Below are 25,656 nucleotides of genomic sequence, written 5' to 3' on the forward strand. Positions count from 1 at the left end.
CAGTATCGTCCCTCCCATGTACACATCAACAGATGGCAACAGAGACGTAATGAAGTTTTTGATCTTTGCCCCCTCGCGGGCGTGCTAGGAACGGTCTGCAACACCACCGTGTGACACAGGAGGTCGCCGTGTTGATCCACCGCCCGTCCGCCCGTCCGCGCGCAACCGTCCTCGCGGCGGCGGTGGTTGCCGCCGTCCTCGTCCTGGGCGGCTGCGACGGCGACGGCGGCGATACGAAACCGGCCGCGGGCAAGGAGACCGGTCCCGGCGTGGTGGCCCCGGGCAGACCGGGTGAGCCCAACCGGACGCTCACCGCCGAGGAGGCGGCGAAGGAGGTGAGCCGGGACACCGCGAACTCCGCCGACTTCCGCTACGCGCAGATGATGACCGAACACCACGCCCAGGCCCTCGTGATGACCGAACTGGCCCCGGACCGCGCCTCGGCCACGGCCGTGAAGAACCTCGCCGAGCGCATATCGGCGGGCCAGAAGCCGGAGATCGGCGCGATGGAAGGCTGGTTGAAGAAGAACGGCGGCGAGGATCGCGCACAGCGCCACGGCCACGACCACGCCGGGATGCCCGGGATGGCGACCGAGGCACAGCTGAAGGAGCTGCGCGCGGCGAAGGGCAAGACCTTCGACACGCTCTTCCTGGAGCTGATGATCACCCACCACCAGGGAGCGATCACCATGGCCACGGAGGCGCTCGCCGAGGGGAACGACGTGTTCGTCGAGGAGATGGCGAGCGATGTCGTCGCCCAGCAGACCGTGGAGATCAACCGGATGCGGGCGCTGATGACGTGAGCACCGCGGCATCCCGGGCATGGCCGTCGGACAGCCCGTGTTCCGGCCGTCGGTGCGATGCTGGAAGCACCCTCCGGGAAGAGGTGCGCCGTGCTCCGAGTCGCCGTCGTCGGTTCCGGCCCGAGCGGGGTCTACACCGCCCAGGCCCTGCTGAACCAGTCGCTCGTGCCCGATGTCCGCGTCCATGTCCTGGACCGGCTGCCGACCCCGTACGGCCTGGTGCGGTACGGGGTCGCCCCCGACCACGAGAAGATCAAGTCGCTCCAGAACAGCCTGCGGGCCGTCCTGGAGGACGAGCGGGTCACCTTCGTCGGCCATGTGCAGGTCGGCGGGGCGGACGGCGTCCCTCCGGCCCGGCTGGCGGAGCTGTACCACGCGGTCGTCTACTGCGTCGGAGCCGCCGCCGACCGGCCGCTGGCGGTGCCGGGCGAGGATCTTCCGGGGAGCTTCTCGGCCACCCGGTTCGTCTCCTGGTACAGCGCCCATCCGGACATCGCCCCCGACGATTTCGCGCTCCAGGCCCGTTCGGCCGTGGTGATCGGCGTCGGCAACGTGGCGGTCGACGTGGCCCGGATCCTGGCGCGCGGCGCCGACGAACTGCGCGCCACCGATGTGCCGAGGGCCGCGCTCGGGGCGCTCGCCGGCAGCCGAGTGCGCGAGGTGCTCATCGCGGGCCGGCGCGGCCCCTCCCAGGCCCGGTTCACCACCAAGGAGCTGCGGGAACTGGGAGCGCTGCCCGGCGCCCGGATCGTCGTCGACCCGGCGGATCTGGCCCTGGACCCGGCGTACGCGGCCCCGGACGGGCTGCCCCTGCCCGCGGTCGTACGGCGCAACCTGGACGTGCTGCGCGGCTGGGCGGCGGGGGGTGAGTGTGCGGGGGCGGTGCGTGGGGAACCTGCGGGGCCGGTGCCTGGGGAGCTTGCGGGGGCGGTGCCTGGGGAATCCGGCGTGGCCGATCTCGTACGCCGGATCCGGCTGCGGTTCTTCCTGCGGCCGGTCGAGCTGCTGGAGCGCGGCGGGCGGGTCGCCGGGGTGCGGTTCGCGCGTACGGCTCCGGACGGTGCCGGGGGTGTGCGGGACACCGGTGCGTACGAGGACGTCGAGGCCCAGCTCGTGCTGCGGGCGGTCGGCTACCGGGGTGTGGAGCTGCCCGGTCTGCCGTTCGACCCGGTGCGCGGGACGGTGCCGCACGCTGCGGGGCGGGTCCTGCGGGACGGGGTGCCCTCGCCCGGTGCGTACGTGGCGGGGTGGATCAAGCGCGGGCCGACCGGGGTGATCGGCTCGAACCGGTCCTGCGCCAAGGAGACCGTCGCCTCGCTGATCGAGGACGCGCCGCTGCTCGCCCTGCGGCCCGCCGCCGACGATCCGGTGGCCGTGCTGCGGGCCTGGGGGCAGCAGCCGGTCACGTGGGACGGCTGGCTGTCGATCGAGCGCGCGGAGGCGGCCCTGGGGCGTTCGCTGGGACGGGGGCCGGTGAAGATCCCGGACTGGCAGGGGCTGCTGGCGGCGGCGCGGGACGAGGAGGGGTGAGACCCTCCTGCGTCATGCCGGACCAGGAGGCGTGAGCCGCCCGGGGTCTCCCGGATCGGAGGTGTGAGCCGCCCGGTCACTCCCGGGTCGCCACCACCAGGCGGGCGCGCGGGGCGCCGTCGGGCCGCCGGCCCAGGTCGGTCAGGGCCATCAATCGCACGGTGAATCCGGCGTCGGTGAGGTCGTCGAGCACGTCGGAGAGCCGGAACGTGCGGTAGTACATGATGAACTTCGGCCGCCACAGGGCGTTCCGCACCCGCATCGCCGCGTCGAAGCCGAGGAACGACCAGTAGGCGCGCGACCCCACGGCCGGCGGAGCCCCGATCGGGAAGACGAACCGGCCGCCCGGCCGGAGCGACCCGTACACCTCGGCGAAGAGCCCGAAGCGGTCGGCGGGCAGGAAATGGCCGAACGCGCCGATGCTCAGGGCCAGATCGAAGGCCGGAGCGAACGGGAGGGCCAGGGCGTCGGCCCGTACCCAGTCGACCGCCGGTCCGCCGTCCATCGGCGGGAGCGCCGCACGGGCCTCGGCGAGCATGCCCGCGCTGAAGTCGACCCCGGCCACCCGCTCCCGGCACACCTGCCGCAGCACACCCACGCCCGCGCCGGTCCCGCAGCAGACGTCGAGGCCGGTGCCGAAGGGGCCCAGCGGCTCCAGCGCGCGGGTGACGCTGTCGAGGACGCGGTCCGGGGTCCGGTAGGGCGTGTGGTCGAACTTCGGGGCGAGGAGGTCGTAGCCGCCCTCGGTCGACGAGAGCGCCTGGACGGCCAGTTCGCGGAGGGTCGGGCCCTGGTTGGTGAACATCGCGGCCAGCCTAGCGAGACGGAGAACGGGCCGGGACCGGAGTCGCCGCTCCCGACGGCATCGCGGCAGGTCCGGAGGGTCAGCGGGTGCCGGGCAGCCGGCGCCTGAGCGTGATCGCGGCGTTGACGTCGTAACTCTGGGTCCAGGTGCGGCCGGTGGGGGCCTTCCAGGTGATGTGGGCCGTGGAGCCGTCGGTCCGTACGCCGTCCACGGTCATGGCCCTCGCCCCGTCCCGTACGTCCCCGCGGCGCAGCTCGCCCGCCGCCACCGTGACGGGCTCCTCGCCGGGTGCGTTCTCCGTCTCCTCGGCCGCCCGGACCAGCGCGGCGGCCAGCTCCCGGGCGGCGGCCGGAGTGCACGACCAGCGCAGCTCGCCCGCTGGAGGCGACAGCGTTACGGAGACACGGGGGTCGGGCCCGGCCCCGCCCGGGGTCACCGCCACCGGCACGTCGTGACCGTCGACGTCCGTGATCCCGCTGCCCATCGCCTGCTCCTCGTGCCCGATCCGGTGGTGCGTGCTGCTGTGGTGTGTGCCGCTGTGGTGTGTGCTTCTCCAGCATCTCAGCTGCACCGAAGACCGCTGACCAGGGAAATTCGGTTGTACGGGCGGGCGGGCCGCCCGTAGCGTCACCCCCTGTGAACCCTCTGCTGCGTACCGACCGCCTTCTGCTCACCCCGTACACGCCCGCCGACGAGGAGGAGTTCGTCGCCCTGTTCCAGGACACCTCGGTCTCCCGGTGGATGGGCGACGGGCCGTCCACGGAGGAGGAGGACCGGGCGCTCTTCAGCCGGATCTTCACCAAGGTCTACGCCGAGAACCGTTTCGAGGTCTGGGCGGTCAAGGCCGACGGCGAGCTCGTCGGCCATGCCGAGATCAAGCCGACCGAGGCCTCCGGCGGCCACGAGATCATCTACGCGCTGGCCCCCTCCGCCTGGGGCCGTGGCCTCGGTACGGAGCTGGCGCTCGCTCTCGTCGCGCACGGGTTCGACACCCTCGGGCTGGCGGAGGTGCACGCGACCGTGGCCGCCGAGAACGCCGCGTCGCTGGCCGTGCTGGGCCGGATCGGCTTCGTCCACGTACGGGACATCCAGGAGGACGACGGCAGCACCACACGGCTGCTGACCTGCCCGCGCGTCTCCGTCCCCGCCGCCGCTCAGGCCCGGTAGACGTCCAAGCGCCCGCCGCTCAGGCCCGGCAGACGTCCAGGCACCCGTCGCTCAGACCCGGTAGACGTCCAGCCGGCCGCACATGCCGAACCTCCCGCGTTCCACCGGTCGTTGCTCCCGTACCCGGGCCTCGGCCAGCTGGTCCCACTCGCCACGCTCCAGCGCGTCGAGCTGGGCGGCGGTCGCGGCGGCGGCCAGGGCTGCTCCCCGCTCCCAGCGGGCGCGCCACTCCGCGACCTGGGGCCGGACGAGCGTGGCGGCGGCCCGGTGGAAGGCGGCAAGGGGCTCCGGATCGCCCGCCTCCGCCGCCTCGCACAGGCCGAGGAACCCTTCGACGGCGAGGTCCCTCCGGCTGCGCGCCGCCCGCTCCCGCGCTGCCTCCGTACCGTCCGGTGGCAGCGCGGCGGCCGCGCGGTAGGCGTCCGGGTCGGCTAGGAGGGCGGGCGGCAGCGTGAGGACGGCGTCACCGGCCTCCGGCAGCCCGCTGTTCTGCATGAGGACGACGACGCGCAGCCCGTCCTCGTTGACCAGCCGGTGGATGGTGCCCGGTGTGAACCAGACGAGCGCTCCGGGCGCCAGCGGCGTCTGCCGGAAGCCGGTGGCGGTGAGGGTCTGTACGGAGCCGCTGCCGCCGACCACCACGTACCCCTCGGAGCAGGTGAGGTGCAGGTGCGGGGTGCCGCCGCGCAGGCCGTCGGCGGCGGGCCAGTCGTAGACGGTCAGGTGGGAGACGGCGACGGCGCCGGGCAGTCCTTCGAAGGTCACCACGGGTGCTCCAAGGTCGCGGGGCGCGGCAGAAGACCGTAAGCGCTTTCTACGGCAGGTGAACGCTAGAGCCGCCGCCGGACGACGGTCAAGGGAGCTGTCGGCGCCCGGACGCTCTCCGGGTCGGTCGGCGGCCGCGCCGGGCGCGTGCGCGAGCCACTGTCAGTGGTCGGGTGCAGACTGGCTCACATCCGGCACAACGGCGTTTCGGGAGGTCTCGACCATGACCGACGTACTCCTCACCGTGGGCACCCGCAAGGGTCTCTTCATCGGCCGCAGGCACGAGGGGAACTGGAAGATCGAGGGGCCGCACTTCAACGCGCAGGCGATCTATTCGGTCGCCATCGACACCCGCGGGGCCACGCCCCGGCTGCTGGCGGGCGGCGACAGCGCGCACTGGGGGCCGTCCGTCTTCCACTCCGACGACCTGGGCGAGAGCTGGGTCGAGCCGCAGCGGCCGGCGGTGAAGTTCCCCGAGTTCACCGGGGCCTCGCTGGAGCGCGTCTGGCAGTTGCAGCCGGCCGGGCCGGAGGCGCCGGACGTGGTCTACGCGGGCACCGAGCCGGCCGCGCTGTTCCGCTCCGAGGACCGGGGCGAGTCCTTCGAGCTGGTCCGCCCGCTCTGGGAGCACCCGACGCGGTCGAAGTGGGAGCCGGGCGGCGGCGGGGAGGGGCTGCACACCGTCCTCACCGACCGGCGGGACCCGCGTGCGGTGACGGTCGCGGTGTCGACGGCGGGCGTGTTCCGGACGAAGGACGGCGGGGAGAGCTGGGAGCCGGCGAACAAGGGCGTCTCGGCGGTCTTCCTGCCGGATCCGGACCCGGAGTTCGGCCAGTGCGTCCACAAGGTCACCCGGGACGCGGCCGACCCGGACCGGCTCTACCTCCAGAACCACTGGGGCGTCTTCCGCAGCGACGACGGCGGCGACAGCTGGAGCGACATCGGCGCGGGCCTGCCGTCCGACTTCGGCTTCGCCGCCGTGGCGCACCCGCACCGCGGCGACACGGCCTATGTCTTCCCGATCAACGCGGACGCCGACCGGGTCCCGGCGGAGCACCGCTGCCGGGTCTTCCGGACGCGCGACGCGGGGCGCACCTGGGAACCGCTCACCGTGGGCCTGCCGGGCGGGGAGCACTACGGCACGGTGCTGCGTGACGCGCTCTGTACGGACGACGCGGACCCGGCCGGGATCTATTTCGGCAACCGCAACGGCGAGTTGTACGCGAGCGCGGACGACGGCGACAGCTGGCAGCTGCTCGCCTCGCATCTGCCGGACGTGCTCTGTGTGAGGGCGGTGGCCCTCGGCTGAGCGGCCGGGCAGGGGCTCCGGCTCTCGGCCGACGGCAGTTGATCGGAGTGGTCGTATCACCAGTAGAGTGCGGCGGGTGGCAGCACGACCGTTGAAAGAAATCATGGACCCGGGGTGGGCCGATGCCCTCGAACCCGTCGCTGAACGCATCGCCGCTATGGGCGACTTCCTCCGCGCGGAGATCGCCGCAGGACGTACGTACCTGCCCTCCGGGGCCAACGTACTGCGGGCGTTCCAACAGCCGTTCGAGGAGGTGCGGGTCCTCGTCGTCGGCCAGGATCCGTATCCGACCCCCGGGCACGCGATCGGTCTGAGCTTCGCCGTGGCGCCCGATGTCCGGCCGCTGCCGGGCAGCCTGGAGAACATCTTCCGGGAGCTGCACGCGGACCTCGGCCTGCCCCGCCCGTCCAACGGGGACCTCACGCCGTGGACCCAGCAGGGGGTGCTGCTGCTGAACAGGGCGCTGACCACCGCGCCCCGGCGGCCCGCCGCGCACCGGGGCAAGGGCTGGGAAGAGGTGACCGAGCAGGCGATCAAGGCGCTGGTGGCCCGGGGCACGCCGCTGGTGTCGGTCCTGTGGGGGCGCGACGCCCGCAATCTCCGACCGCAGCTGGGCAACTTCCCCGCAATCGAGTCCTCGCACCCCTCGCCGATGTCGGCCGACCGCGGGTTCTTCGGCTCGCGGCCGTTCAGCCGCGTCAACGAGCTGCTGGAGCGCCAGGGAGCGCAGCCGGTCGACTGGCGCCTGCCGTGACGGACGGCCCGCCCCCGGCGACCACCTCCGAGGAGTACGTCCTCGGGGTCGACTCCGGCGGGTCGGGGCTGCGGGTGGCGCTGGGCCGGGTGGACGTGGACGGGCCGCTGTTCACGGCCGTCTGCGCCGAGCCGGTGCGGACGGGGGCCGGAGGGATCGACGCGGCCCATCTGCTGGAGCAACTGCTGCCCGCGGCGGCGGCGTTGCTGGAGCGGGCCGGTGGTGAGCGACCGGGCGAGGGCCCATCGGCGATCGGCTCGCTGGCGATCGGGGCCGCCGGAATGGCCACGCTCGGCGGACGGTTGCGGGCGGAGCTGCCCGGCGCGCTCGCGGCGGCGCTGGGGGTCCGCCGGATGGCGCTGGCCGCCGACGCGGTGACGGCGTACGCGGGCGCGGTGGGACAGCGTCCCGGGGCGGTCGTCGCGGGTGGCACGGGCCTGATCGCGCTCGGTACGGACCTCACGGCATGGCAGCGGGCCGACGGCTGGGGTCATCTTCTGGGTGACAGCGGCGGCGGCGCGTGGATCGGCCGGGCGGGGCTCGAAGCGGCGATGCGCGCCCATGACGGTCGGCGCGGCGGTTCCGCCGCTCTGCTGGCCCGGCTGCACGCCGTGTTCGGTCCCGCCGAGGGGCTGCCCGGACTGCTCTACCCGCGCTCCGACCGCCCGGCCGTGCTCGCCTCGTTCGCCCCGGAGGTGGCGGCGTGCGCCGGAGCGGACGAGGTCGCGGCGGGCATTCTGCGGGAGGCGGGCATCCGTATCGCCGAAGCGGCGGCGGCCGTCTGTCCGGCGGCCGGGGCCGAGGCCGACGGCGGTTGCGAAGTGGCCCTCACCGGTGGGCTGTTCCGGATGGGCGAGCCACTGGTCGGGCCGGTGCGCGAGGAGTTGGCGCGGCTGGTTCCGTCGGCGCGGGTGACCACCGGGACGGGCGATCCGCTGACCGGCGCACTCCGGATCGCGCGCGCTCTGGCCCGGGACGGTCTGCGGCTGCCGCACCACCCGACGATGCTGTTCGTGGAGACCGGAGGCGAGCCTTCCGGGAGCCTGGGAGCAGCGGTACGGGACGGGGAGCCCGGACCCGGCTCCGTACCGGCGGACAGGACGGCGAGCGGGGCGGCGGACAGGCCGACAGACAGGGACACTTCACCGGTACGCCACTCATCGGACATAAGCGGATAGTTAACGCTCGACCGGACCCTCCCCGAACAGAGGGGCATCCAAAACCAGTAGCATGCGGCGCCATGAGCACCCCCACTGGGCCCGCTTCCGGCCTGCCTGTACGAATGCCGCGACCTCGCCAGTCCGGACGGCACCGCCGCCCGGAGCCCGTGGTCGCACCTGAGGGCGCTGCCGCGCTCGTTCTCGCCGTTCCCGGTACCCCCTCCTCGGCCTCGCGCGCTCTGGCCGAAGAGGTGATCAGCATCGCCCGTTCCGAGCTGCCCGGCCTCAACGCCCGGATCGGCTATCTCGACGGGGACGACGCCGAGTACCCGTCCCTGGCCACCGTTCTCACCCACTCCGCCGCCGAGCGCGTCCAGCGCTACGAGCAGGCCGTCGCCGTCGGCCGGGAGGTTGCCGAGCCCACCGGTCCCGCCTCCGTCGTGGTCCCGCTGCTCGCGGGCCCGGACGCCTCGCTGATCCGGCGGATACGGCAGGCCGTGATGGACAGCGGTACGCAGGTGGAGCTGACCGACGTGCTCGGTCCGCATCCGCTGCTCGCCGAGGCCCTCCACGTACGGCTGTCGGAGGCCGGACTGGCGCGCGCCGACCGGGCCCGGCTCTTCACCGTCGCCACCGCCGCCGACGGCATCGTGCTGGCCACGGTGGGCGGCGAGGAGGCCGTGCAGGCCGCCGGGATCACCGGCATGCTGCTGGCCGCCCGGCTCGCCGTGCCGGTGATGGCCGCCGCGCTGGACGTGGACGGCTCGGTCGCCTCGATCGCGCAGCAGCTCCAGGGCTCCGGCTCGGCGCAGCTCGCGCTGGCGCCGTACCTGGTGGGCCCGGAGGTCGACCCCGGTCTGCTGGACGCCGCCGCCAAGGAGGCGGGCTGCGCGACCGCCGAGCCGCTGGGCGCCTACCCGGCGATCGGCAAGCTCGTGCTGTCGCTGTACGCCACGGCGCTCGGCATCACGCCCGCGACCCCGCAGGGCGCCCAGGCGCACTGACGCGGGCCCACGGAGGCGGCAGCGACGTACGGAGGCCGCGGCCCGGAACGGAGGATTCCCCGTTCCGGGCCGCGGCCTCCGCGCGTCTGCGGGTACGGCCCCCGATACGTCTCCGGTCAGCGCGTCTGCGGGCAGCGCGTCTCCGGGCACGGCTCCCCGTCAGCCGAAGACGACGCAGGAGACCGCCGGGACCTCCACCGAGCCCGCGTGCTGCGGGACGCCCGTCCCGGCGTCCACGGCGAACCAGCTGACGTTCCCGGAGTGCTCGTTGGCCGCGTACAGCCACTGGCCGCTCGGGTCGAGGGTGAGGTCGCGGGGCCAGCGGCCGCCGCAGCCGACCGTGGCCACCAGAGCGGCCTTCTCGCCGGTCTCGTCGAGAGTGAGGACCGAGATGCTGTCGTGGCCCCGGGTGGCGGTCCACAGGAAGCGCCCGTCGTGCGCGACGACCACCTCGGACGGGTAGGCCCGCACGGAGCCGTCGGGATCACCCTCGGGCAGCACCGGAACCTCCCCCAGCGGCTCCATCCGGCCCGCCTCCGCGTCCCACCGGCAGACGGTGAGGGTCGGTACCAGCTCGTTCAGCACGTAGGCGTAGCGGCCCGAGGGGTGGAAGGCCAGGTGGCGCGGGCCGGTGCCCACGCGCAGGGCGGTCTCGCCGTGCGGTTCCAGGGCACCGGTGGCGGGGTCCAGGGCGTTGACGCGTACGGAGTCGGTGCCGAGGTCCACGCTGACCACCCAGCGGCCGGAGGGGTCGGGCAGCACCTGGTGGGCGTGCGGGCCCTCCTGGCGTTCGCTGTCGGGGCCGCCGCCCTCGTGCCGGACGACCGAGGAGACCTCGCCGAGCGTTCCGTCGGCGAGGACGGGCAGGGCGGTGACGCTGCCGGATCCGTAGTTGGCGGTGAGCAGGTGGCCCGCGGCGAGCGCGAGGTGGGTGGGGCCGTCCGCCCGGACCGGCCGTACGGGGCCGAGAAGGGCCGGTACGTCGCCGCTGACGTCGAAGGCGGCCGCGGAGCCCGGGGCGGACTCGCCGACCGCGTACAAGACCTCTCCGCCCGGTCCGAGCGCGAGGAACGAGGGGTCCGGCACGGCGTCGGAGGAACCGAGCACGGTCAGCGCCCCGGTGTTCCGGTCCACCTCCGCGACGGTGACGCCGAGGCCGCCCGCCGAGGTGAACGACCCCATGAATGCCCGCCCGGTGCTGCTGCCGCCCATCGCACTACCCCACTTCACCGTCGCCGTGATCTTCCGGCCGACGGTAGCAGGCAGCCCACCTCAGGTCTGGACCAATCTGCAAGGTGGTCACCGAGGACTCAGGCGGCGATCGGGGCCCGGGGCGAGCTGTGCAGCGGTGTGGCGAGGTCGGCCAGCGCCCGTTCCAGGCCGTGCAGGTGGGCCAGGGCCGGGTGGTCCACGGCGGCCCCCGGCTGTACGCCCGCGCGCACGGCTCCCCGCTCCTCCCGGCTCTCCTGGCGCAGCAGCTCCTCCACCGCCTCCTCCACCCGGGAGCAGGCGGCCGAGAGCCGGGCGTCGTGCGAGGCGGCCGGGTCCGCGGCGATGGAGGCCAGGCCGCGCACCTCCCGTACGCAGTCGTCGAGCAGGGCCAGCACCTGGCGCGCCCGCGTCTTACGGGCCTTCAGCGGGCTCAGCGGGTGCACCAGCGGGGCGAGCGAGAGCCGGACCCGGCCGAGCAGCACCTCCAGCTCGGCGACCCGGGGTCCGGGGTCGGCGGTGAGCGAGCCGGCCAGGCGCTCGGCGGCCTCGGCCGCGCAGGCGTGGACGCACCGCAGGGCCTTGCGGATCCACGCGTCGGTGACGGCGTGGGTCGTCACGGGCAGGATCACCAGCACCGCGAGCACCGCACCGAGCGCGCCGACGGCCGTCTCGGCCACCCGCAGCCAGAGCAGGGAGGCGTCCAGGACGCCCAGGACGCCGTAGAGCACGCCGACCATGACGGTCACGAAGAACATCATCCAGCTGTACGAGACCGCCGCCGTGTAGAAGATCCCGAAGACGCAGACCGCGACGATGCCGGCGGTCGGCGCCCCGGCACCCTCCAACGGGATGGCGACGAAGAATCCGGCCGCGATACCGATCACGGTCCCCAGCACCCGGCGGAAGCCGCGTACGAGGGTCTCGCCGCGTGAGGTGGTGTTGACGAACACCCACCAGGTGGCGCCGACCGCCCAGTACCAGCGCTGGTCGGAGAGGACCTGGCCGAGACCCAGCGCGAAGGCGCCGCCCACGGTGGCCTGGACCGCCTGCCGGGTGGTGACGCGGGCCAGCCCCCGCCCCTCCGGGGCGGTGGGCACGGCCACGGCGGGCAGCCGCCGCTCGTAGCACCACAGGCCGAAGCGGACGGTGGAGGAGGCGGCGACGGACAGCAGGACGGCGGCGTACAGCTCGGGCAGCTGCTGCGGCACCGTGTGCAGGAACTGGGCGGCGAAGAAGGTCATGAACGCGAAGACACCGAGCGAGTGCCCCCGCGGGCCCCAGCGCCGCGCGAAGACGCCCGCGCCCATGACGGCGAGGAAAACGAGGTCGCGGGCGACGGGCTGGTCGTGCAGGACGGCGGCGACGGCGAGGACCGGGAGCCCGGCGACGGGGAGCAGCGCGGTGGTGACGGCCTGCTGCCGCACCGTGGCGTCGGTGACCGTGAAGAGGGCGAGCAGCGCGGCGAGGCCGCCGGTGATGGCGGCGACGAGCGAATGCCCGACGAGTCCGCACAGCGCGACCGCGAGCGTGATCCCGAGGACGGCCCGGCTCGCGAACCGCAGCCGCACCCGGCCCGGGTCCGGCGCCACGAACACCCGCTTCAGCACACTGCTCCCCTTCCGCGTCCCCCGGGTACCGGTGGGTTCCGCGCGCTCGGCATGAAAAAGGCGCCGCGGAAGTCCGCAGCGCCATCGACATGAGTATCAGAGCATCCTGAGGTTCCATGGATCAAACGAGGCCGAATGCAGTGGTCCAATGGCATAGTTCTTCCCTGGATCAGTGGGCCACAGGGAGGCCAACGGACCACTCGGACCAGAAGGAGGCCGACGGGCCATGGCCGTGGACGCTCTCGACACCCGGATCCTGCGCCTGCTGATCGAGCAGCCGCGTACCAGCGTGCGGGAGTACGCGCGCATCCTCGGGGTGGCCCGCGGCACCCTGCAGGCCCGGCTCGACCGGCTGGAGCGGGACGGGGTCATCACCGGCACCGGGCCGACCCTCTCCCCCGCCGCCCTCGGCCACCCCGTCCTCGCCTTCGTCCACCTGGAGGTCACGCAGGGGCACCTGGTGGAGGTCGGCGACGCGCTGGCGGCCGTGCCCGAGATCATCGAGGCGTTCTCGACCACCGGCGGCGGGGATCTGCTGACCCGGGTGGTGGCGCGGGACAACGGGCATCTGGAGGACGTGATCCAGCGGCTGATCCAGCTGCCGGGCGTGGTCCGGACGCGGACGGACGTGGCGCTGCGCGAGCGGGTGGCGCACCGGGTGCTGCCGCTGGTCGAATCCGTGGGGCGGACGGCGGGCGGCCGGACCGGCGCGTGAGGCGGCCCGCCGCGTCGGCTGCGGCATGCTGGAGGCCATGACCTCGCGATCCGGCCTCCATGTGATCTTCGACCTCGACGGCACGCTGGTGGACAGCGAACCGAACTACTACGAGGCGGGGCGTCGGCTGCTCGCCCGGTACGGGGTGCACGACTTCGGCTGGGAGGACCACACCCGCTTCATCGGGATCGGCACCCGCGAGACCCTCACCGCTCTGCGCTCCGAGTACGGGATCGACGCCCCGGTCGACGAACTGCTCACCGGGAAGAACGCGCTGTACCTGGAGCTGGCCGGGGCCGGCACCGAGGTGTTCGGGCAGATGCGGGTCCTCGTGGAGCGCCTGCACGCCGCCGGGGTGCCGATGGCGGTGGCCTCCGGCTCGTCCAGGGCCGCGATCGCGGCGGTGCTCGCGGTCACGGGGCTGGAGGCGTACGTCCCGCTGTACGTCTCCGCCGAGGAGGTCGCGCACGGGAAGCCGGAGCCGGACGTGTTCCTGGAGGCGGCCCGGCGGCTGGGGGCGGAGCCGGCGCGGTGCGTGGTGCTGGAGGACGCTCCGCCCGGGGCCGCGGCCGCGCACGCTGCCGGGATGCGGTGCATCGCGATCCCCTATGTGCCCGCCACCGCCTCCGACCCGGCGTTCAAGGGAGCGGATCTGCTCTTCGCGGAGGGCCCGCCGGCTTTCACGGCGGATGCCGCGTACGACTGGCTGCTCGGCGGGGCCGGACCGGGGAGCGGAACCTGAAGGTGCCGGGCCGTCAGCCGGGCCTCGGCACAGGGCCGTCGGCCACCGGCGGCTCCGCGGACCGATATCCTGATCATGTCGTTCACTCCGCCGTGCAGCGCCCTTCCGGGGGCAGGCCGCCGCGCGATGGACCGGCAGTCGGAGCGGGCCACGATTCGAGTTAGGTGAACAGGTGCTGGTAGCTGGTCGGTACCGGTTGATATCCCCCATCGGCCGTGGCGGCATGGGCGAGGTATGGCGCGCCGCGGACGAGGTGCTGGGCCGCGCCGTGGCCGTGAAGCTGCTGCTGGGGGACCAGGCGGACGCCTCGTCGACCGCCCGGTTCCGGCTGGAGGCCCAGACCGCCGCCCGCCTCAGCCACCCGCACCTGGTGGCCGTCTTCGACTTCGGGGCCTGGGAGGACCGGTTCTTCCTGGTGATGGAGCTGGTCGAGGGGCAGAGCCTCGGTGATCTGCTCGCCGCCCAGGAGCGCGTCCACCCCGAGCAGGTCGCGCGGATCGCCGGTGAGGCGGCGGCCGGTCTCGCCGCCGCGCACCGCCAGGGCATCGTCCACCGGGACATCAAGCCGGGCAACCTGATGCTGGACGCGGACGGTTCGGTGAAGATCGGCGACTTCGGCATCGCCCAGTTCGTCGACGACCCGTCGACCGCGCTGACGACGGCCGGTCACATCGTCGGCACCAGCCTCTATCTGGCGCCCGAGCGGGCTCTGGGACGTACGGCGGACTCCGCGTCCGACATGTACTCGCTGGGCTGCGTCGTCTACCAACTGCTGCTCGGACAGCCGCCGTTCACGTCGGACACCGCGACCGCCACGTTGTACCAGCATGTCGACACCCCGCCGGTCCCGCTACGGCAGCGCGGCGTCGACATCTCGGCCGCCTTCGACGCGTACCTCCTCGGCCTGCTGGCCAAGAAGCCCGAGGAGCGGCCCACCGCGCAGCAGGTCTCCGACTGGTTCCGTACCGACGCCTGGCGCGGCCGCCCGGAGGTCCTGCCGAAGCCCGCCTCCCGCCGCGCCGCGCCCTCCGCCGCCCCTTCGCCGTCCGCACCGGCGGCGCCCGCGGGCCCGTCGACGTACCGGCTGCCGCAGCCCACCGGCCGAAGACGCTCCACCACGTCCCGCTCCACCACGGTCCGGTCCGCCGCCTCCCGGTCCGCGCCGGCCCGTCGCCGCAGTACGCGGGAGGCGATCCGGCGGCGGCCGAGGGTGGCGAGCGCCATCGCGGGTACGGCGACGTTCCTGGCGGCCGTCTACCTCGGGATGATCCTGTTCTCGCCGGAATCCAGCTCGGCCGACACCCCCGGCCCCTCCCCCTCCGGACCGGCCTCGCAGGAGGTCCAGAACGGCGGACAGCAGCCGGAGCAGGGGCAGGAACAGGGGCAGGGGCAGGAACAGGGGCAGCAGCGGGAAGAGGACGACGAGCAGGACGACTGAGTCCCGCCCGCCCCTCATTCGGTCACCAGCGGTCGTGGACCGCCGGGCGGATCGACCGGTCGTACAGCTCCCGTACGGCGTCCAGCGTGGTCTGCGGCAGCGGCGGCAGAGCGGCGGCCGCCGCATTGGCGCGGGCCTGTTCCACCGAGCGTGCGCCGGGGATCACGCTGGTCACGGCGGGCTGCTGGATGATCCAGCGCAGCGCGGTCTGCGCCGGAGTGGCGCCCTCGGGGGCCAGTTCGGCGAACTCGGCGGCGGCCGCGATCCCGGTCGCGTAATCGACACCGGAGAACGTCTCGCCCTGGTCGAACGCCTCGCCGTGCCGGTTGTACGTGCGGTGGTCGTCGGGGCCGAAGACCGTGTCCTTGGTGTACTTGCCGGAGAGCAGTCCGGAGGCGAGCGGGACCCGCGCGATGATGCCGACGCCCGCGGCGGCGGCCGCCGGAAGGACCTCGTCCAGGGGCTTGAGGCGGAACGGGTTGAGGATGATCTGCACGCTCGCGACGCCCGGCCGGGCGATGGCGGTCAGCGCCTCGGCGCAGGTCTCCACGCTCACCGCGTAGGCGGCGATCCGCTGCTCGTCGACCAGGGTGTCCAGGGCGTCGTAGACGGCGTCGGAGGAGTAGACGGCGGTGGGCGGGCAGTGCAGTTGTACGAGGTCGAGCGTGTCGACGCCGAGGTTGGCGCGGGAACGGTCGTTCCAGGTAAGGAAGTTGTCCAGGACGTAGTTCTCCGGGAGCTGGTCGGCGCGTCGGCCCATCTTGGTGGCGACGAAGACGTCCGCGTCCGGGCGGTTCTTGAGGTAGCGGCCGATGAGCTGTTCGCTGCGGCCGTCTCCGTACACGTCCGCGGTGTCGAAGAAGGTGACGCCGGAGTCGACGGCCGCGTCGAGGACGTCGAAGGCGTCGCTCTCCTGGACCTCTCCCCAGTCGCCTCCGAGCTGCCAGGTGCCCTGTCCGACGACCGAGACGTCACGGCCGGTCCTGCCGAGTGTGCGCTGTTCCATGAGGATCATGTTATTCCGCTTCTCCCGCGAAGAGTGGTGGGCGGCGGCAGGAGCACCTCTGCCGCCGTCCACCGTCCGTGGGCCGCCCTCGGGCGGGCGGGCCGGGGATCAGGCCGAGCGGGGTGGGGGCCGGTGCCTGTGCGTGGAGGACCCCGCGCACAGGCACCGGGGCTGCTGGTTCACCGCGGCCGGCGGGCCGCGCCCCTCGTCCGTGCGGGCCACCGACGGCCGTCTCGCGGTCAGTCGCTGGTGGTCACGCGGACGTGGTCGACGACGAGCTGCGACGGGAAGGGCGTGGAGCCGTCGGGGTCACCGGGCCAGAAGCCGCCGACCGCGAGGTTGAGGATGAGGAAGAAGGGCTTGTTGAACACCCACTCCTTGCCGCCGAGGTCGGCGGGGGTGCGCCGCTGGAAGACGTTGCCGTCGACGGACCAGGTGATGGAGTCGGGTGCCCAGTCGACGGCGAAGGTGTGGAAGTCGTCGGCGAAGGCCTCACCGTTCGGCAGCGTGTAGCCGGCGCCGATGCCCTCGGCGCCGGAGTAGCCCGGTCCGTGCAGGGTGCCGTGGACGGTGCCGGGTTCGAAGCCGACGTTCTCCATCACGTCGATCTCGCCGCTCTGCGGCCAGCCGACATTGCCGAAGTCGTCGCCCAGCATCCAGAACGCGGGCCACATGCCCTGGCCGCGCGGGACCTTGACCCGGGCCTCGACGTGCCCGTAGGCCGCGGCGAACTTGCCGGCCGTGTTCAGCCGGGCGGAGGTGTACTCGCAGGTGCCGTACCAGCACTGGTAGTTGCCGGGGTTCTCCTTGCGGGCGGTGATCACCAGGTTGCCCTGGCCGTCGAGGGCGGCGTTGCTGTTGCCGCCGGTGTAGTACTGGCGCTCGTGGTTGTTGACGTTGTCGCCGGTCTCCAGCTGCCACTTCGAGCCGTCGACCGCCGAGCCGGCCGGCCCGTCGAAGGTGTCCTCGAAGGTGACGGCGGCCGGGCCGGGCGCGGCGGCGGATCCGGGCGCCGCGGAGGCCCCGCCGGGCAGGGTGGCGAGGAGGGCGGAGCAGCAGAGCAGGGAGGCCGCGTAGAGGACGGTGCGGCGGCGCCGGGAGCGGGCGGGCACGGCTTTGTGCGGGTGGCGCAAGATCATCACATCGCTTCGTGGGGGGACATGTGCATGACAGATCGACACCGAGAGGTGAACGGTTGGGGCGAACACCTCGGGCGCATATTTCACTTCTTGATTTAAGGGAGTGCCGCAGGAGCCGTCAATATCCTGGTCCAGACCGGAGGGCGAACGGACCATGCCTCTGGCGTATGCATCTGAACGCGGCGGGCTCCGCCGTGCGGTTCCCTCCGGGCAGCGGCAGAGTGGAGATACCGACCCGGCGGCGCGGCCGAGCCGCACCGGACAGCGCCGCGGAACCGGGCGGTCCGGCGGAGGGAGCACGGCATGCGGAACGACGGCGTACCGGGACCCCGTTTCGACGGCGTGCCACGGCCTCATTTCGTCGTGCAGATCCATGACGCGCGACGCCTGCACTTCGACTTCCGGCTGGAGGTCGACGGCGTACTCAAGTCCTGGGCGGTTCCACGCGGCCCGTCGGAGAATCCGAGCGACCGCCGCCTCGCCGTGGAGACGGAGGACCACCCGCTGGAGTACCGCGAGTTCGAAGGGGTCATTCCGCGGGGCGAGTCCGGCAGCGGCACGGTCATCGTCTGGGACCAGGGCACCTACGAGCCGCTCGGCCACGACGGAGAGGGGGACGCGGTCCCCTTCGCGGAGTCGCTCGCTCTCGGCCATGCCACGTTCTGGCTCCACGGGTCCAAACTGCACGGCGAGTTCGCGCTGACCCGCTTCCGGGTGGGCGACGAGCCGGAGAGCGGCGGCCAGGAGGCGTGGCTGCTGATCAAGGCCAACGACCGCCTCGCCGTACGCGACCGGCCGGGCTCGCCGGATCCGTACCACGCCAGATCGGCGCGTACGGGACGGACGCTGCACCAGGTGGCGGTGGCGGCGGCACGGGGTGACGGGAGCTGAGGACCGAGCGGTACGTTTTCCCGTCTACGCTCCCGGGTTGGCATCGGGGTCCGCCAGCTGGGCCAGGAGGTCCGTGTAGAGCGGGCGCCGGTCGGGACGGGCGTGCGACGCGGCCCGGCGCAGTGCGGGGAGAGCCGCCGGGCCGAAGCCGGTGACCGCCTCCCGCGCTGCGGTGCGGACCACCGGTTTCGGATGGCCGAGGAGCCGGACCAACTCCGGCAGCGCGGGCTCCCACGCCGCGCGGCCAAGGGTCCGCGCCGCCATGCGCACCACGTCCGGGAGCGGGTCGGAGAGCAGGATCACCGTCGACCGGGCGTGGTCGGCCCGGTCCAGGAGGACGCGCGAGGCCCGGTGGGCGTGCAGGCGCACGCCGGCTCGCGGGTGGCGCAGCAGCTCCTCGATCACCGCGTGCAGCGCCGGGTCCGACGCGCCGCCGGGCGCCGGTGTGCGCTCCTCGACGAGGCGGCCGAGCGCACGGCGGACCTGCTCGGGCGCGCCCGTGCGGGCCAGGTCGAGCAGCTCCGGCAGGGCCGGGCGGTGGACCGCCGGGACGGCCGGAGCGGGGGCACGCAGGGCGTTCAGCGCGGCGGCGTCCTCGGCCTCGGCGTCCGGCCCGCGCAGGGGTCCGGCCACGAGGACGAGGCGGTCGGCCAGGGCGTCACGGCCCTCGTCGCGCAACCGCCGTCGTACGCGGTCGAGTTCGGGTGTACGCAGCAGAGGGCGGCCCGCCAGCAGGTCCAGGAGGCCGTGGTCACCCGCCTCGACGCGCGGGCCGAGCACCTGCGCCAAGGCGTCGGCGGGCACCCGGTCCAGCACCGTACGGGCGGCCGCGTGCGCGGCGGGCGGACCGTGCTGCCACCGGTCCAGCAGCATCGGGACGAGCGGCGGCAGGTCCCACGGCCGCAGCCGCCCCGCACACCGCAACGCCCGCTCCGGCAGCACCTCTTCGGCGCACAGTTCCACCGCGTCCAGGCCCGCCGGCGTACGAGCAAGGCGGTCGACAGCGGCGTCGGGAACCCCGTCGACGCGGCCGCGCAGGTACGCGCGGACCACGGCCAGCGCCACCTCCGGCTCGGGCCGACCGGCCAGGATCCGGGCGGCGGCGTTCCGGCGGTCCGGATCGTCGGCCTCCAGCATGGCCAGAAGCCGTTCCTGCCGGGCGGACGAGTGCGGCTGGTCCGGATCGCCGAGCCGAACAACCTTCGGTACGAGAGGAGTTGAGGCCGCATGGGTCTCGGCGACGGTCCACGGCGGCGCTCCGAGGGGCTGGAGTGCGGTCATCCAGTCGAGGACCGGACCGCGTACGTCGGGCCCGGCGGCCGGGTAAGCCGCGATGAGCGCGTGCAACAACTGCCGGGAGCGGGGCAGGCCGGTGGCACCCCGGAAAACGCCGTCGACGCCGCTCCGCCGGAGCTCCGCCAGCGCACCGGACGTCCGCACGGCCTCCCGCAACGCCTCGCGCCCGTCGGCCGGCACCCCGGCCGCCGCCTCCGGTACGCCGAAGGCCTCGCGCAGCACGTCCGGCGCGGTCCGCCAGGGGTCGGGGCCGAGATGGGCGGCGGCGAGCGCCCGCTCGACGTCGGCCCGGACCAGTACCGCCCCGCACCGGCGGAGCAGGGAGAGCGTCAGGGCCGGAGAGACGGGCGACACGCGCCAGAGCGCACGCAGCTGCTCCACTACGGTGAAGCGCTGCACGGCGGACAGCGCCGGCTCGACCGCGTCCACCGCGTCGAGCAGCTCCACCGCGCACTCCTCGGGCCCCTCGCCGCCCACGGCCTCCTCGAGCGCCTCGGCCACCGTCCCCGCGTACCGCCCGAGGACCGCCACCTCGTCGGCCGTCCACGGAGCCGGGCACAGCCGCAGCGCGCACCACAGCAGGCGGAGGCGGAGACGTACCGGTGCGGTGCTGTCGGCCAGGGCCAGCCAGCGGTCCAACTGGGTTCGCAGTTGGGGGAGTTCGCGGGCCAAGGCGGGATCCGGCGGTACGGCTCGGTGCGCGATCCGCAAGGCGAGGACGGGGTCCCAGCCGCCGCGCAGCAGGTCCGCCACCTCCGGGTCGGCCACGACCGGTCGCCCAGAGGTATCTTGACGGTCAGTCAGCAGGCCCAGCGCGGCCAAAGGTTCCGTCAGATCCTGGACGGAGCCCGAGGAGAGGCGCACCCCGCCGTCGGCGACGAGCGCCAACAGAGCCGGCGCGACCGGTGAGTTCTGCGCGTACAGAGCGAGCACCGAACGCGCCGACGGTACGCCGTCGAGCCCCGCCAGCAGGAGCCTGCGGGCCCGCTCGTCCCGGCTCTCCTCGGCGGCGGCGAGGAGCGTGGCCGCGTACGCCTCGCCCAGAACGGCCCGCAGCGCCCGTGTCAGCGCGTCCCGCAGGCCGGGGTTGTCGTCGCTGCCGAGCCGCCGCAGGAGGTGCGGCACAGCGGCGGGTGAGCCCGCGCGGACCAGGGTCTCGGCGGCGGTCTTCCGGATGTTCATGTTCGGATGGCCGAGACAGGCGGCCACCGCCTCGGCCGACCGGTCGGCCCGCGCCGCCCCGAGCGCCAGGAGTGCCTGCCGTACGGTCCGGATGTCCGGCGACGCGGTGAGCGGGAGCAGCGTCGCGGACAGGGCCCGCGCGTCGTTGCCCGAGGCGTCGTGGGCCAGCAGGGCGATGACGTGTTTGCGTACGTGCGGATCGCGGCTGCGCAGCAGGCGGTGCACCCGGGACCGGGTGTGCGGGGTGGCAGGGATCCGGAGCAACGCCTTGAGCAGTACGGCCTGTTCGGCGCCGGTCGTGCCGGGCCGGTCCACCAGGTCGAGCACCGTGGCGGCGAGGAGCGCGTGGCCGGCGGCGGAGGCGTCCCCGGCGTCCAGCAGGCAGACGGGCCGTATCCGGCATCGTGCGTGGAGGCGGCGGCCGAGGGCCTGGACGGCGGCCAGGACGGCGTCGGGGAGTTCGGGCTCTCCGGGCGGGCGTGCGGTGTCGGGGCGCAGTCCGTCTTCACGTGATCGGCGGCGCCGGTCCTGGGCCGAGGACGGCTCCTCGGGCGCGGCGAGGTCGCGTACGACGCGGAGGAGGAGGTCGGCGACGAGGGGCAGGGTTGCCGTTCCGGCGTGTTCGGCGGTACGGAGCAGCGCTGCCACGGGGTCGGCCTCGTCCGGGCGGGAGCGGAGGACGGCGAGTTCCTGCTCGTCGGGCGCGCCGAGGTCGGCCGCGATGCGGGGTGGCAGGTCGGCGGGGTCGAGCCGGGCGAGGAGGCGGCGGCGCCGGGCGGGCTCGGTCGTGAGGTGCCACAGGAGTTCCAGCGCCGGGCCGCGTACGGCACGGAGCGCGGGCGCGAACCCCGCGTGGTCGTGCACCGCCCACGGGGCGTACCGGGCCACGTCGTCCCCGTACTCCCCGACGCCCAGCCCCCGGGCGAGCGCCGCCTCCGTACGGGCGCCGCCGATCGCCTCCAGCGCGGCCAGCGCCTCGACGGGGGCCGTGGGCAGCGCGGCCAGTACCGCTTCCTCGGCGGCCGCGGGGCGCAGGCCCCGGATCGCGCCGAGGATCGCGCGCGGGGCGGCAACGACCGGCAGGAGCCGGGCCACGGCCTCGCCCACCGGGATGTCGGCCGCGCCCTGCCCGGCCAGCGCGACCAGGAGGTCCAGGCGGCGCGGCCAGTCGGATGCGGTGGGCGGTGCGTCGAGCAGGGCCTCGAAGAACGCCCGGCGGCAGGTGTGGAGGACGGTGGCGACGTCCTCGGCCGGAACCGTGTGGTCGGCCAGGGCCAGGCCGAGGACCGGTCCGACGTCCGGCACCGTCGGGAAATGGCCCCGCCGGTGCAGGCCGCCCAGGCAGGTCAGTACGGGTCCGGCGAAGAGCAGCGGGTCGGCGGCGGCCTGCTTCAGGAGGCCGCCGATGTCGGTGCGTTCCGCGAGGCCGCCGAGAAGTTCGACGGCCTGGCAACGCAGGGCGGGTTCGGCCGCCACGTCACCGGCGATGTCCAGGAGCAGGTCGCGGTGGCCGTGCCGAGCGGCGGCGGTGAGGACCGCGCATGCGTACGGCTTCCCCGCAGCCGGGGCGTACCGGCCCCACGCCTCCACCAGCCCACGCACCACGGCCGATTCCAACGGCACCACCACCGCCCACGGCTCGGCCAGTTCGAGCAGCGCGGCCCTCACCACGCCCGCGTCCGGGGCGTCGAGCAACCGGACCAGCAGCCCGCGCACGGAGGCCGGCGCGAGGAGGCCGGCATGCAGCCCCGCGCGCGCCAGACGCAGCGCCTCGTCCTGGAGCACCGGATCCCCGGTGGCCGCGAGTTCGGCGACGAGCCGCTCGGGCCGGTGCGCGTCCAGGACGGCGATGGAGCGCACGGCCTGGTAGAGGGGTTCTCCGGCCGGTTCGGTACGGGCGACGGCGGGATCGGCGAGCAGCTCGGCCCGCAGCCAGGCGGTCCGCACCGGGGCAGGCCACGCATCCGTACGCCGGTCGGGCAGCGGCCGATGACCGCCCCGCAGCCGCCCGTGGAGCTCCGCGAGGACGAGGGACTCCTCCGGCGTGGTCCCCGCACCATCGGGCAACAGGTCGGCCAACAGCTCCTGTTGATCCGTTCCGGCAGCGTACGGAGGGCTCGTGCGCTCGGCGAGAAGAGCGAGGCCGAGATGGCGTACGCGGGGATCGGGGTGGCGGACCAGCCGGCCGAGCAGTTCCGGGGAGCAGGTCCGGGCGTCGAGGTGCCGGGCGAGGAGGCCGGCGTCGGCGCGGACGAGAGCGGCCTCGATCGGCTCCTGCGGAGGTGTGGTCACCCGGGGATCGTAGACACCCGCCCGCACGGCGAACCGCCGGGCCCGGCATGATCCGAACGAGAGGCCCGAGCCCCACGCCTGGTTCCGCCCCGCCTCCTCCTGGTCGATGATGTTGCCCGGGGCCGTCACCCCAGCGAGGCACCAGCAGAACACCGGCCGCCCGTGGAAGGGGCTGTGATGCGCGAGATGCCACCGGAATCGGGTCCAGGCGCGGAATCGGGTCCAGGCGCGGGCTCGGGTCCGGATCCGGATTCAGGTCCGGATTCCGGTCCTGCGCCGGCCCCGCCACCGGCCACCCCTCACCCGAGCCGGCACGCCCAGGTGATCGTCGTCGGAGCCGGTCCCGCCGGTTCGTCGGCCGCGTACCACCTGGCCCGGTCCGGGCTCGACGTGATCCTGCTGGAGAAGGCCCGCTTCCCCCGGGAGAAGGTCTGCGGCGACGGCCTCACCCCGCGTGCGGTGCACCAGCTGATCCGGATGGGCGTCGACATCTCCGCGCCGGGGTGGACGCGTTCGCGCGGGATGCGCTGGGTGGCCGGGGAGCACCGGGTGCACATCGACTGGCCCGCGCTCGGGCGCTATCCGGACTTCGGGCTCTCGCGCAGCCGCCACGACTTCGACGACATCCTGGCGCGCCATGCCGTGGCGGCCGGGGCGCGGCTGTACAGCGGCTGGAAGGCGGAGCGGCCGCTGACCGACCGGGCGGGCCGGGTCACGGGGGTTTCCGCGACCTCGGACGCGCCGGACGTCCCGGACCCGGTCGACTTCCGCGCGCCCGTCGTGATCGCGGCCGACGGCGCCTCGGCGCGGCTCGCCCTGGCGCTGGGTCTGGAGCGGGACCCCCGGCGGCAGATCGCGACAGCCGCCCGCCGCTACTACCGCAGCCCGGAGCGCTCGCGGGAGGAGTACCTGGAGCTCTGGGCCGACCTCCGCTTCCCCGACGGCGGGCCGTACCTCCCCGGATACGGCTGGATCTTCCCGATGGGCGACGGCCGGGTCAACGTCGGGCTCGGGGCGCTCCCCCACCGCCGGCACGGCAAGGCGGACCTCCGCGCCACCCTGGACCAGTGGCTGGCCCGGACGCCCGAGGAGTGGGGGCTTCGCGAGGAGAACGCCGAGGGTCCGGTCCGCAGCGCCGCCCTGCCGCTCGGTTTCAACCGCCATCCGCTGTACGCGCGCGGGCTCCTGCTCGTCGGCGACTCCGGCGGCATGGTCAGCCCGTGGAACGGCGAGGGCATCGGCCAGGCCCTGGAGGCCGGCGAGGTCGCCGCCGAGACCGCGGCGCTCGCTCTGGCCCACCCCGAGGGCCCGCGGCGCGAACAGGTGCTGCGCGGCTACCCGGTGGAGATGAACCGCCGCTGGGGCCGCTACTACCGCCTCGGCAACGCGGCTGCCGACGTCGTCTTCAGCCGCTCCGGGTTCCAGCCCGTGCTCAACCGGTACGTCATGAACTCGCCGTTCCTCCTGAACACCCTGGCCCGCCTCCTCACCGACCTCACGGACAAGCCCTCGCGCGATGTGATCGACCATGTCCTCAACACCGCGTTCCGCATCGTCCCGCCTCCACGGCCGGGCCGCGCACCCGGGCGGCGGCGTACGACCACCGGAGGAACGGACCGATGACCGGCACAGGCACAGGCACAGGCACAGGCACAGGCACCAGGATCACCGCACGGGAGCTCAACCGCTCCACGCTCGCCCGGCAGTTGCTGCTGCGGCGCGAGGCGCTGGACGCGGCCGAAGGCGTACGGCGGGTGGTCGCGCTCCAGGCGCAGCAGCCGGCCTCACCGTACGTCGCGCTCTGGAACCGGCTCAGCGGCTTCGACCCGGCCGGCCTCGACACCGCGTTCGCGGAACACCGCGTGGTCAAGGCGACCTTGATGCGCCTCACCCTCCACGCCGTGCACGCCGAGGACCACCCGGCCTTCCGGGAGGCCATGCACCCGGTGGTGCGCGCCTCGCGGCTGGGCAGCCGCTTCACCGCGTCCGGGCTGACGGCCGAGGACGCCGAAGCCCTGGTCCCCCGGCTGCTGGAGTTCGCGGACCGGCCCCGGACCACCGCCGAGTGCGAGGCGTGGCTGGGCGAGCAGTTGGGTGCGCCGGCGCAGGACGGGGCGTGGTGGGGGCTGCGGCAGTACACGCCGCTGCTCCACGCGCCGACCGCCTCGCCCTGGTCGTTCGGTCACCGGCCCTCGTACATCGCGCCCCGGACCGGCCCCCTGCGCACGGACCCGGAGGCGTCGGCGGTGTCCCTGCGGCGGCTGGTCCTGCGGTACCTCTCCGGGTTCGGGCCCGCGTCCGTCGCCGATGTGGCGCAGTTCGCCATGGTCACGCGCTCCCGGGCACGGGCGGCGGTGGCGGACCTCGCCGGGGAGCTGGAGCGGCTGGTGGGGCCGACGGGCGAGGAGCTGTTCGATCTGCCGGGGGCCCCGCGGCCGGACGGGGCGGAGCCGGCGCCACCCGGCTGATGGCGATGTGGGACAGCGTCCTGCTGGCATACGCGGATCGCGGCCGGGTCCTCCCGGAGGCGTACCGCAGGACCGTGATCCGGGCGAACGGCGATGTGCTGCCGACGCTGCTGGTCGACGGATATGTGGCCGGGGTGTGGCGGCCGGTCGCCGGAGGCGTCGAGGCGACCGCGTTCCACCCGCTCCCCGAGGACGTCTGGGAGCGGCTCGGCGCCGAGGCGCGGTCGCTGGCCGGGTTCCTGGCCGACCGTGAACCGGAGGTCTACCGGCGCTACGGCCACTGGTGGAGCCGGCTGCCGGAGGCCACGGTGCGGGTGCTGCCCGCCGGTTGATCCCGGAACCCGCCGACGGATGCTCTACAGCCCTGTAGA

Annotated in this window: 20 protein-coding genes and 1 pseudogene; 13 read left to right on the plus strand and 8 right to left on the minus strand. The window is 74.2% G+C overall.

What is annotated here, in order from left to right; all coding sequences use genetic code 11:
- Positions 1-110 precede the first annotated feature (110 nt).
- Both ACQP09_RS02015 and ACQP09_RS02020 read left to right on the plus strand, forming a co-directional pair.
- Complete coding sequence (locus ACQP09_RS02015; protein WP_433395461.1) at positions 111-803, plus strand: DUF305 domain-containing protein; 693 nt, start codon at positions 111-113, stop codon at positions 801-803.
- Between the two features lie 90 nt (positions 804-893).
- Positions 894-2,333 (plus strand): FAD-dependent oxidoreductase, encoded by a 1,440-nt coding sequence (locus ACQP09_RS02020; protein WP_433395463.1) that lies wholly within the window; start codon positions 894-896, stop codon positions 2,331-2,333.
- Between the two features lie 76 nt (positions 2,334-2,409).
- Here the strand turns inward: ACQP09_RS02020 and ACQP09_RS02025 are convergent, their stop codons facing one another.
- On the minus strand, positions 2,410-3,138 hold the full coding sequence (locus tag ACQP09_RS02025; protein WP_433395465.1) for a class I SAM-dependent methyltransferase: 729 nt from the start codon (positions 3,136-3,138) through the stop codon (positions 2,410-2,412).
- A gap of 79 nt (positions 3,139-3,217) precedes the next feature.
- Entirely contained in the window at positions 3,218-3,622 is a 405-nt protein-coding gene (locus tag ACQP09_RS02030) for a hypothetical protein (protein WP_433395467.1), read from the minus strand.
- Positions 3,623-3,774: 152 nt separating this feature from the next.
- Between ACQP09_RS02030 and ACQP09_RS02035 the strand changes: the two genes are divergently transcribed.
- Positions 3,775-4,305, plus strand: a complete 531-nt coding sequence (locus ACQP09_RS02035; RefSeq protein ID WP_433395469.1) for a GNAT family N-acetyltransferase — start codon at positions 3,775-3,777, stop codon at positions 4,303-4,305.
- Positions 4,306-4,356: 51 nt separating this feature from the next.
- On the opposite strand, the gene ACQP09_RS02040 is transcribed toward ACQP09_RS02035, so the two are convergent.
- Complete coding sequence (locus ACQP09_RS02040; protein WP_433395471.1) at positions 4,357-5,073, minus strand: cupin domain-containing protein; 717 nt, start codon at positions 5,071-5,073, stop codon at positions 4,357-4,359.
- Between the two features lie 220 nt (positions 5,074-5,293).
- Between ACQP09_RS02040 and ACQP09_RS02045 the strand changes: the two genes are divergently transcribed.
- The 4 genes from ACQP09_RS02045 to ACQP09_RS02060 all read left to right on the plus strand — a co-directional run bounded on the left by ACQP09_RS02045 (position 5,294) and on the right by ACQP09_RS02060 (position 9,297).
- Positions 5,294-6,379, plus strand: coding sequence for a WD40/YVTN/BNR-like repeat-containing protein (locus tag ACQP09_RS02045; RefSeq protein WP_433395472.1), 1,086 nt, complete (start codon positions 5,294-5,296; stop codon positions 6,377-6,379).
- A gap of 76 nt (positions 6,380-6,455) precedes the next feature.
- Entirely contained in the window at positions 6,456-7,133 is a 678-nt protein-coding gene (locus tag ACQP09_RS02050) for a uracil-DNA glycosylase (RefSeq protein ID WP_433395474.1), read from the plus strand.
- The gene (locus tag ACQP09_RS02055) at positions 7,130-8,311 is read left to right on the plus strand and encodes an N-acetylglucosamine kinase (protein WP_433395476.1); all 1,182 of its coding nucleotides are present in this window, start codon (positions 7,130-7,132) and stop codon (positions 8,309-8,311) included. Before ACQP09_RS02050 ends, ACQP09_RS02055 begins: the two co-directional genes overlap by 4 nt.
- A gap of 62 nt (positions 8,312-8,373) precedes the next feature.
- Positions 8,374-9,297, plus strand: coding sequence for a sirohydrochlorin chelatase (locus tag ACQP09_RS02060; RefSeq protein WP_432152453.1), 924 nt, complete (start codon positions 8,374-8,376; stop codon positions 9,295-9,297).
- Between the two features lie 159 nt (positions 9,298-9,456).
- Here ACQP09_RS02060 and ACQP09_RS02065 read toward each other — a convergent pair whose 3' ends face one another.
- Complete coding sequence (locus ACQP09_RS02065) at positions 9,457-10,509, minus strand: lactonase family protein (RefSeq protein ID WP_433395478.1); 1,053 nt, start codon at positions 10,507-10,509, stop codon at positions 9,457-9,459.
- Positions 10,510-10,607: 98 nt separating this feature from the next.
- The gene (locus tag ACQP09_RS02070) at positions 10,608-12,116 is read right to left on the minus strand and encodes an FUSC family protein (RefSeq protein ID WP_433395480.1); all 1,509 of its coding nucleotides are present in this window, start codon (positions 12,114-12,116) and stop codon (positions 10,608-10,610) included.
- Between the two features lie 226 nt (positions 12,117-12,342).
- On the opposite strand from ACQP09_RS02070, the gene ACQP09_RS02075 reads away from it, so the two are divergent.
- From ACQP09_RS02075 to ACQP09_RS02085, 3 genes are all read left to right on the plus strand, one after another.
- Complete coding sequence (locus tag ACQP09_RS02075; RefSeq protein ID WP_433395482.1) at positions 12,343-12,831, plus strand: Lrp/AsnC family transcriptional regulator; 489 nt, start codon at positions 12,343-12,345, stop codon at positions 12,829-12,831.
- 25 nt (positions 12,832-12,856) lie between these two features.
- Positions 12,857-13,573, plus strand: coding sequence for an HAD family hydrolase (locus ACQP09_RS02080; protein ID WP_433395484.1), 717 nt, complete (start codon positions 12,857-12,859; stop codon positions 13,571-13,573).
- 223 nt (positions 13,574-13,796) lie between these two features.
- Positions 13,797-15,011: a serine/threonine-protein kinase gene (locus ACQP09_RS02085; protein ID WP_433395486.1), complete on the plus strand. Its 1,215-nt coding sequence runs from the start codon at positions 13,797-13,799 to the stop codon at positions 15,009-15,011.
- A 22-nt stretch (positions 15,012-15,033) separates the two neighbouring features.
- Here the strand turns inward: ACQP09_RS02085 and ACQP09_RS02090 are convergent, their stop codons facing one another.
- Complete coding sequence (locus ACQP09_RS02090) at positions 15,034-16,026, minus strand: aldo/keto reductase (protein WP_433395488.1); 993 nt, start codon at positions 16,024-16,026, stop codon at positions 15,034-15,036.
- A gap of 230 nt (positions 16,027-16,256) precedes the next feature.
- Positions 16,257-17,156: a glycoside hydrolase family 16 protein gene (locus tag ACQP09_RS02095; protein WP_433395490.1), complete on the minus strand. Its 900-nt coding sequence runs from the start codon at positions 17,154-17,156 to the stop codon at positions 16,257-16,259.
- A 303-nt stretch (positions 17,157-17,459) separates the two neighbouring features.
- On the opposite strand from ACQP09_RS02095, the gene ACQP09_RS02100 reads away from it, so the two are divergent.
- On the plus strand, positions 17,460-18,047 hold the full coding sequence (locus tag ACQP09_RS02100; protein WP_432152460.1) for a DNA polymerase ligase N-terminal domain-containing protein: 588 nt from the start codon (positions 17,460-17,462) through the stop codon (positions 18,045-18,047).
- 24 nt (positions 18,048-18,071) lie between these two features.
- Here ACQP09_RS02100 and ACQP09_RS02105 read toward each other — a convergent pair whose 3' ends face one another.
- Positions 18,072-22,817 (minus strand): HEAT repeat domain-containing protein, encoded by a 4,746-nt coding sequence (locus ACQP09_RS02105; protein ID WP_433395492.1) that lies wholly within the window; start codon positions 22,815-22,817, stop codon positions 18,072-18,074.
- A gap of 321 nt (positions 22,818-23,138) precedes the next feature.
- Here ACQP09_RS02105 and ACQP09_RS02110 point away from each other — a divergent pair, with 321 nt between their 5' ends.
- Entirely contained in the window at positions 23,139-24,440 is a 1,302-nt protein-coding gene (locus ACQP09_RS02110; RefSeq protein ID WP_433395494.1) for a geranylgeranyl reductase family protein, read from the plus strand.
- Positions 24,437-25,617: pseudogene (locus ACQP09_RS02115) on the plus strand (DNA glycosylase AlkZ-like family protein). The gene ACQP09_RS02110 and the pseudogene ACQP09_RS02115 overlap by 4 nt, the downstream one beginning before the upstream one ends.
- The last annotated feature ends 39 nt before the right edge of the window (positions 25,618-25,656 follow it).

The sequence above is a fragment of the Streptomyces sp. CA-146814 genome, from assembly GCF_050942385.1.
Taxonomy (GTDB): Bacteria; Actinomycetota; Actinomycetes; order Streptomycetales; family Streptomycetaceae; genus Streptomyces.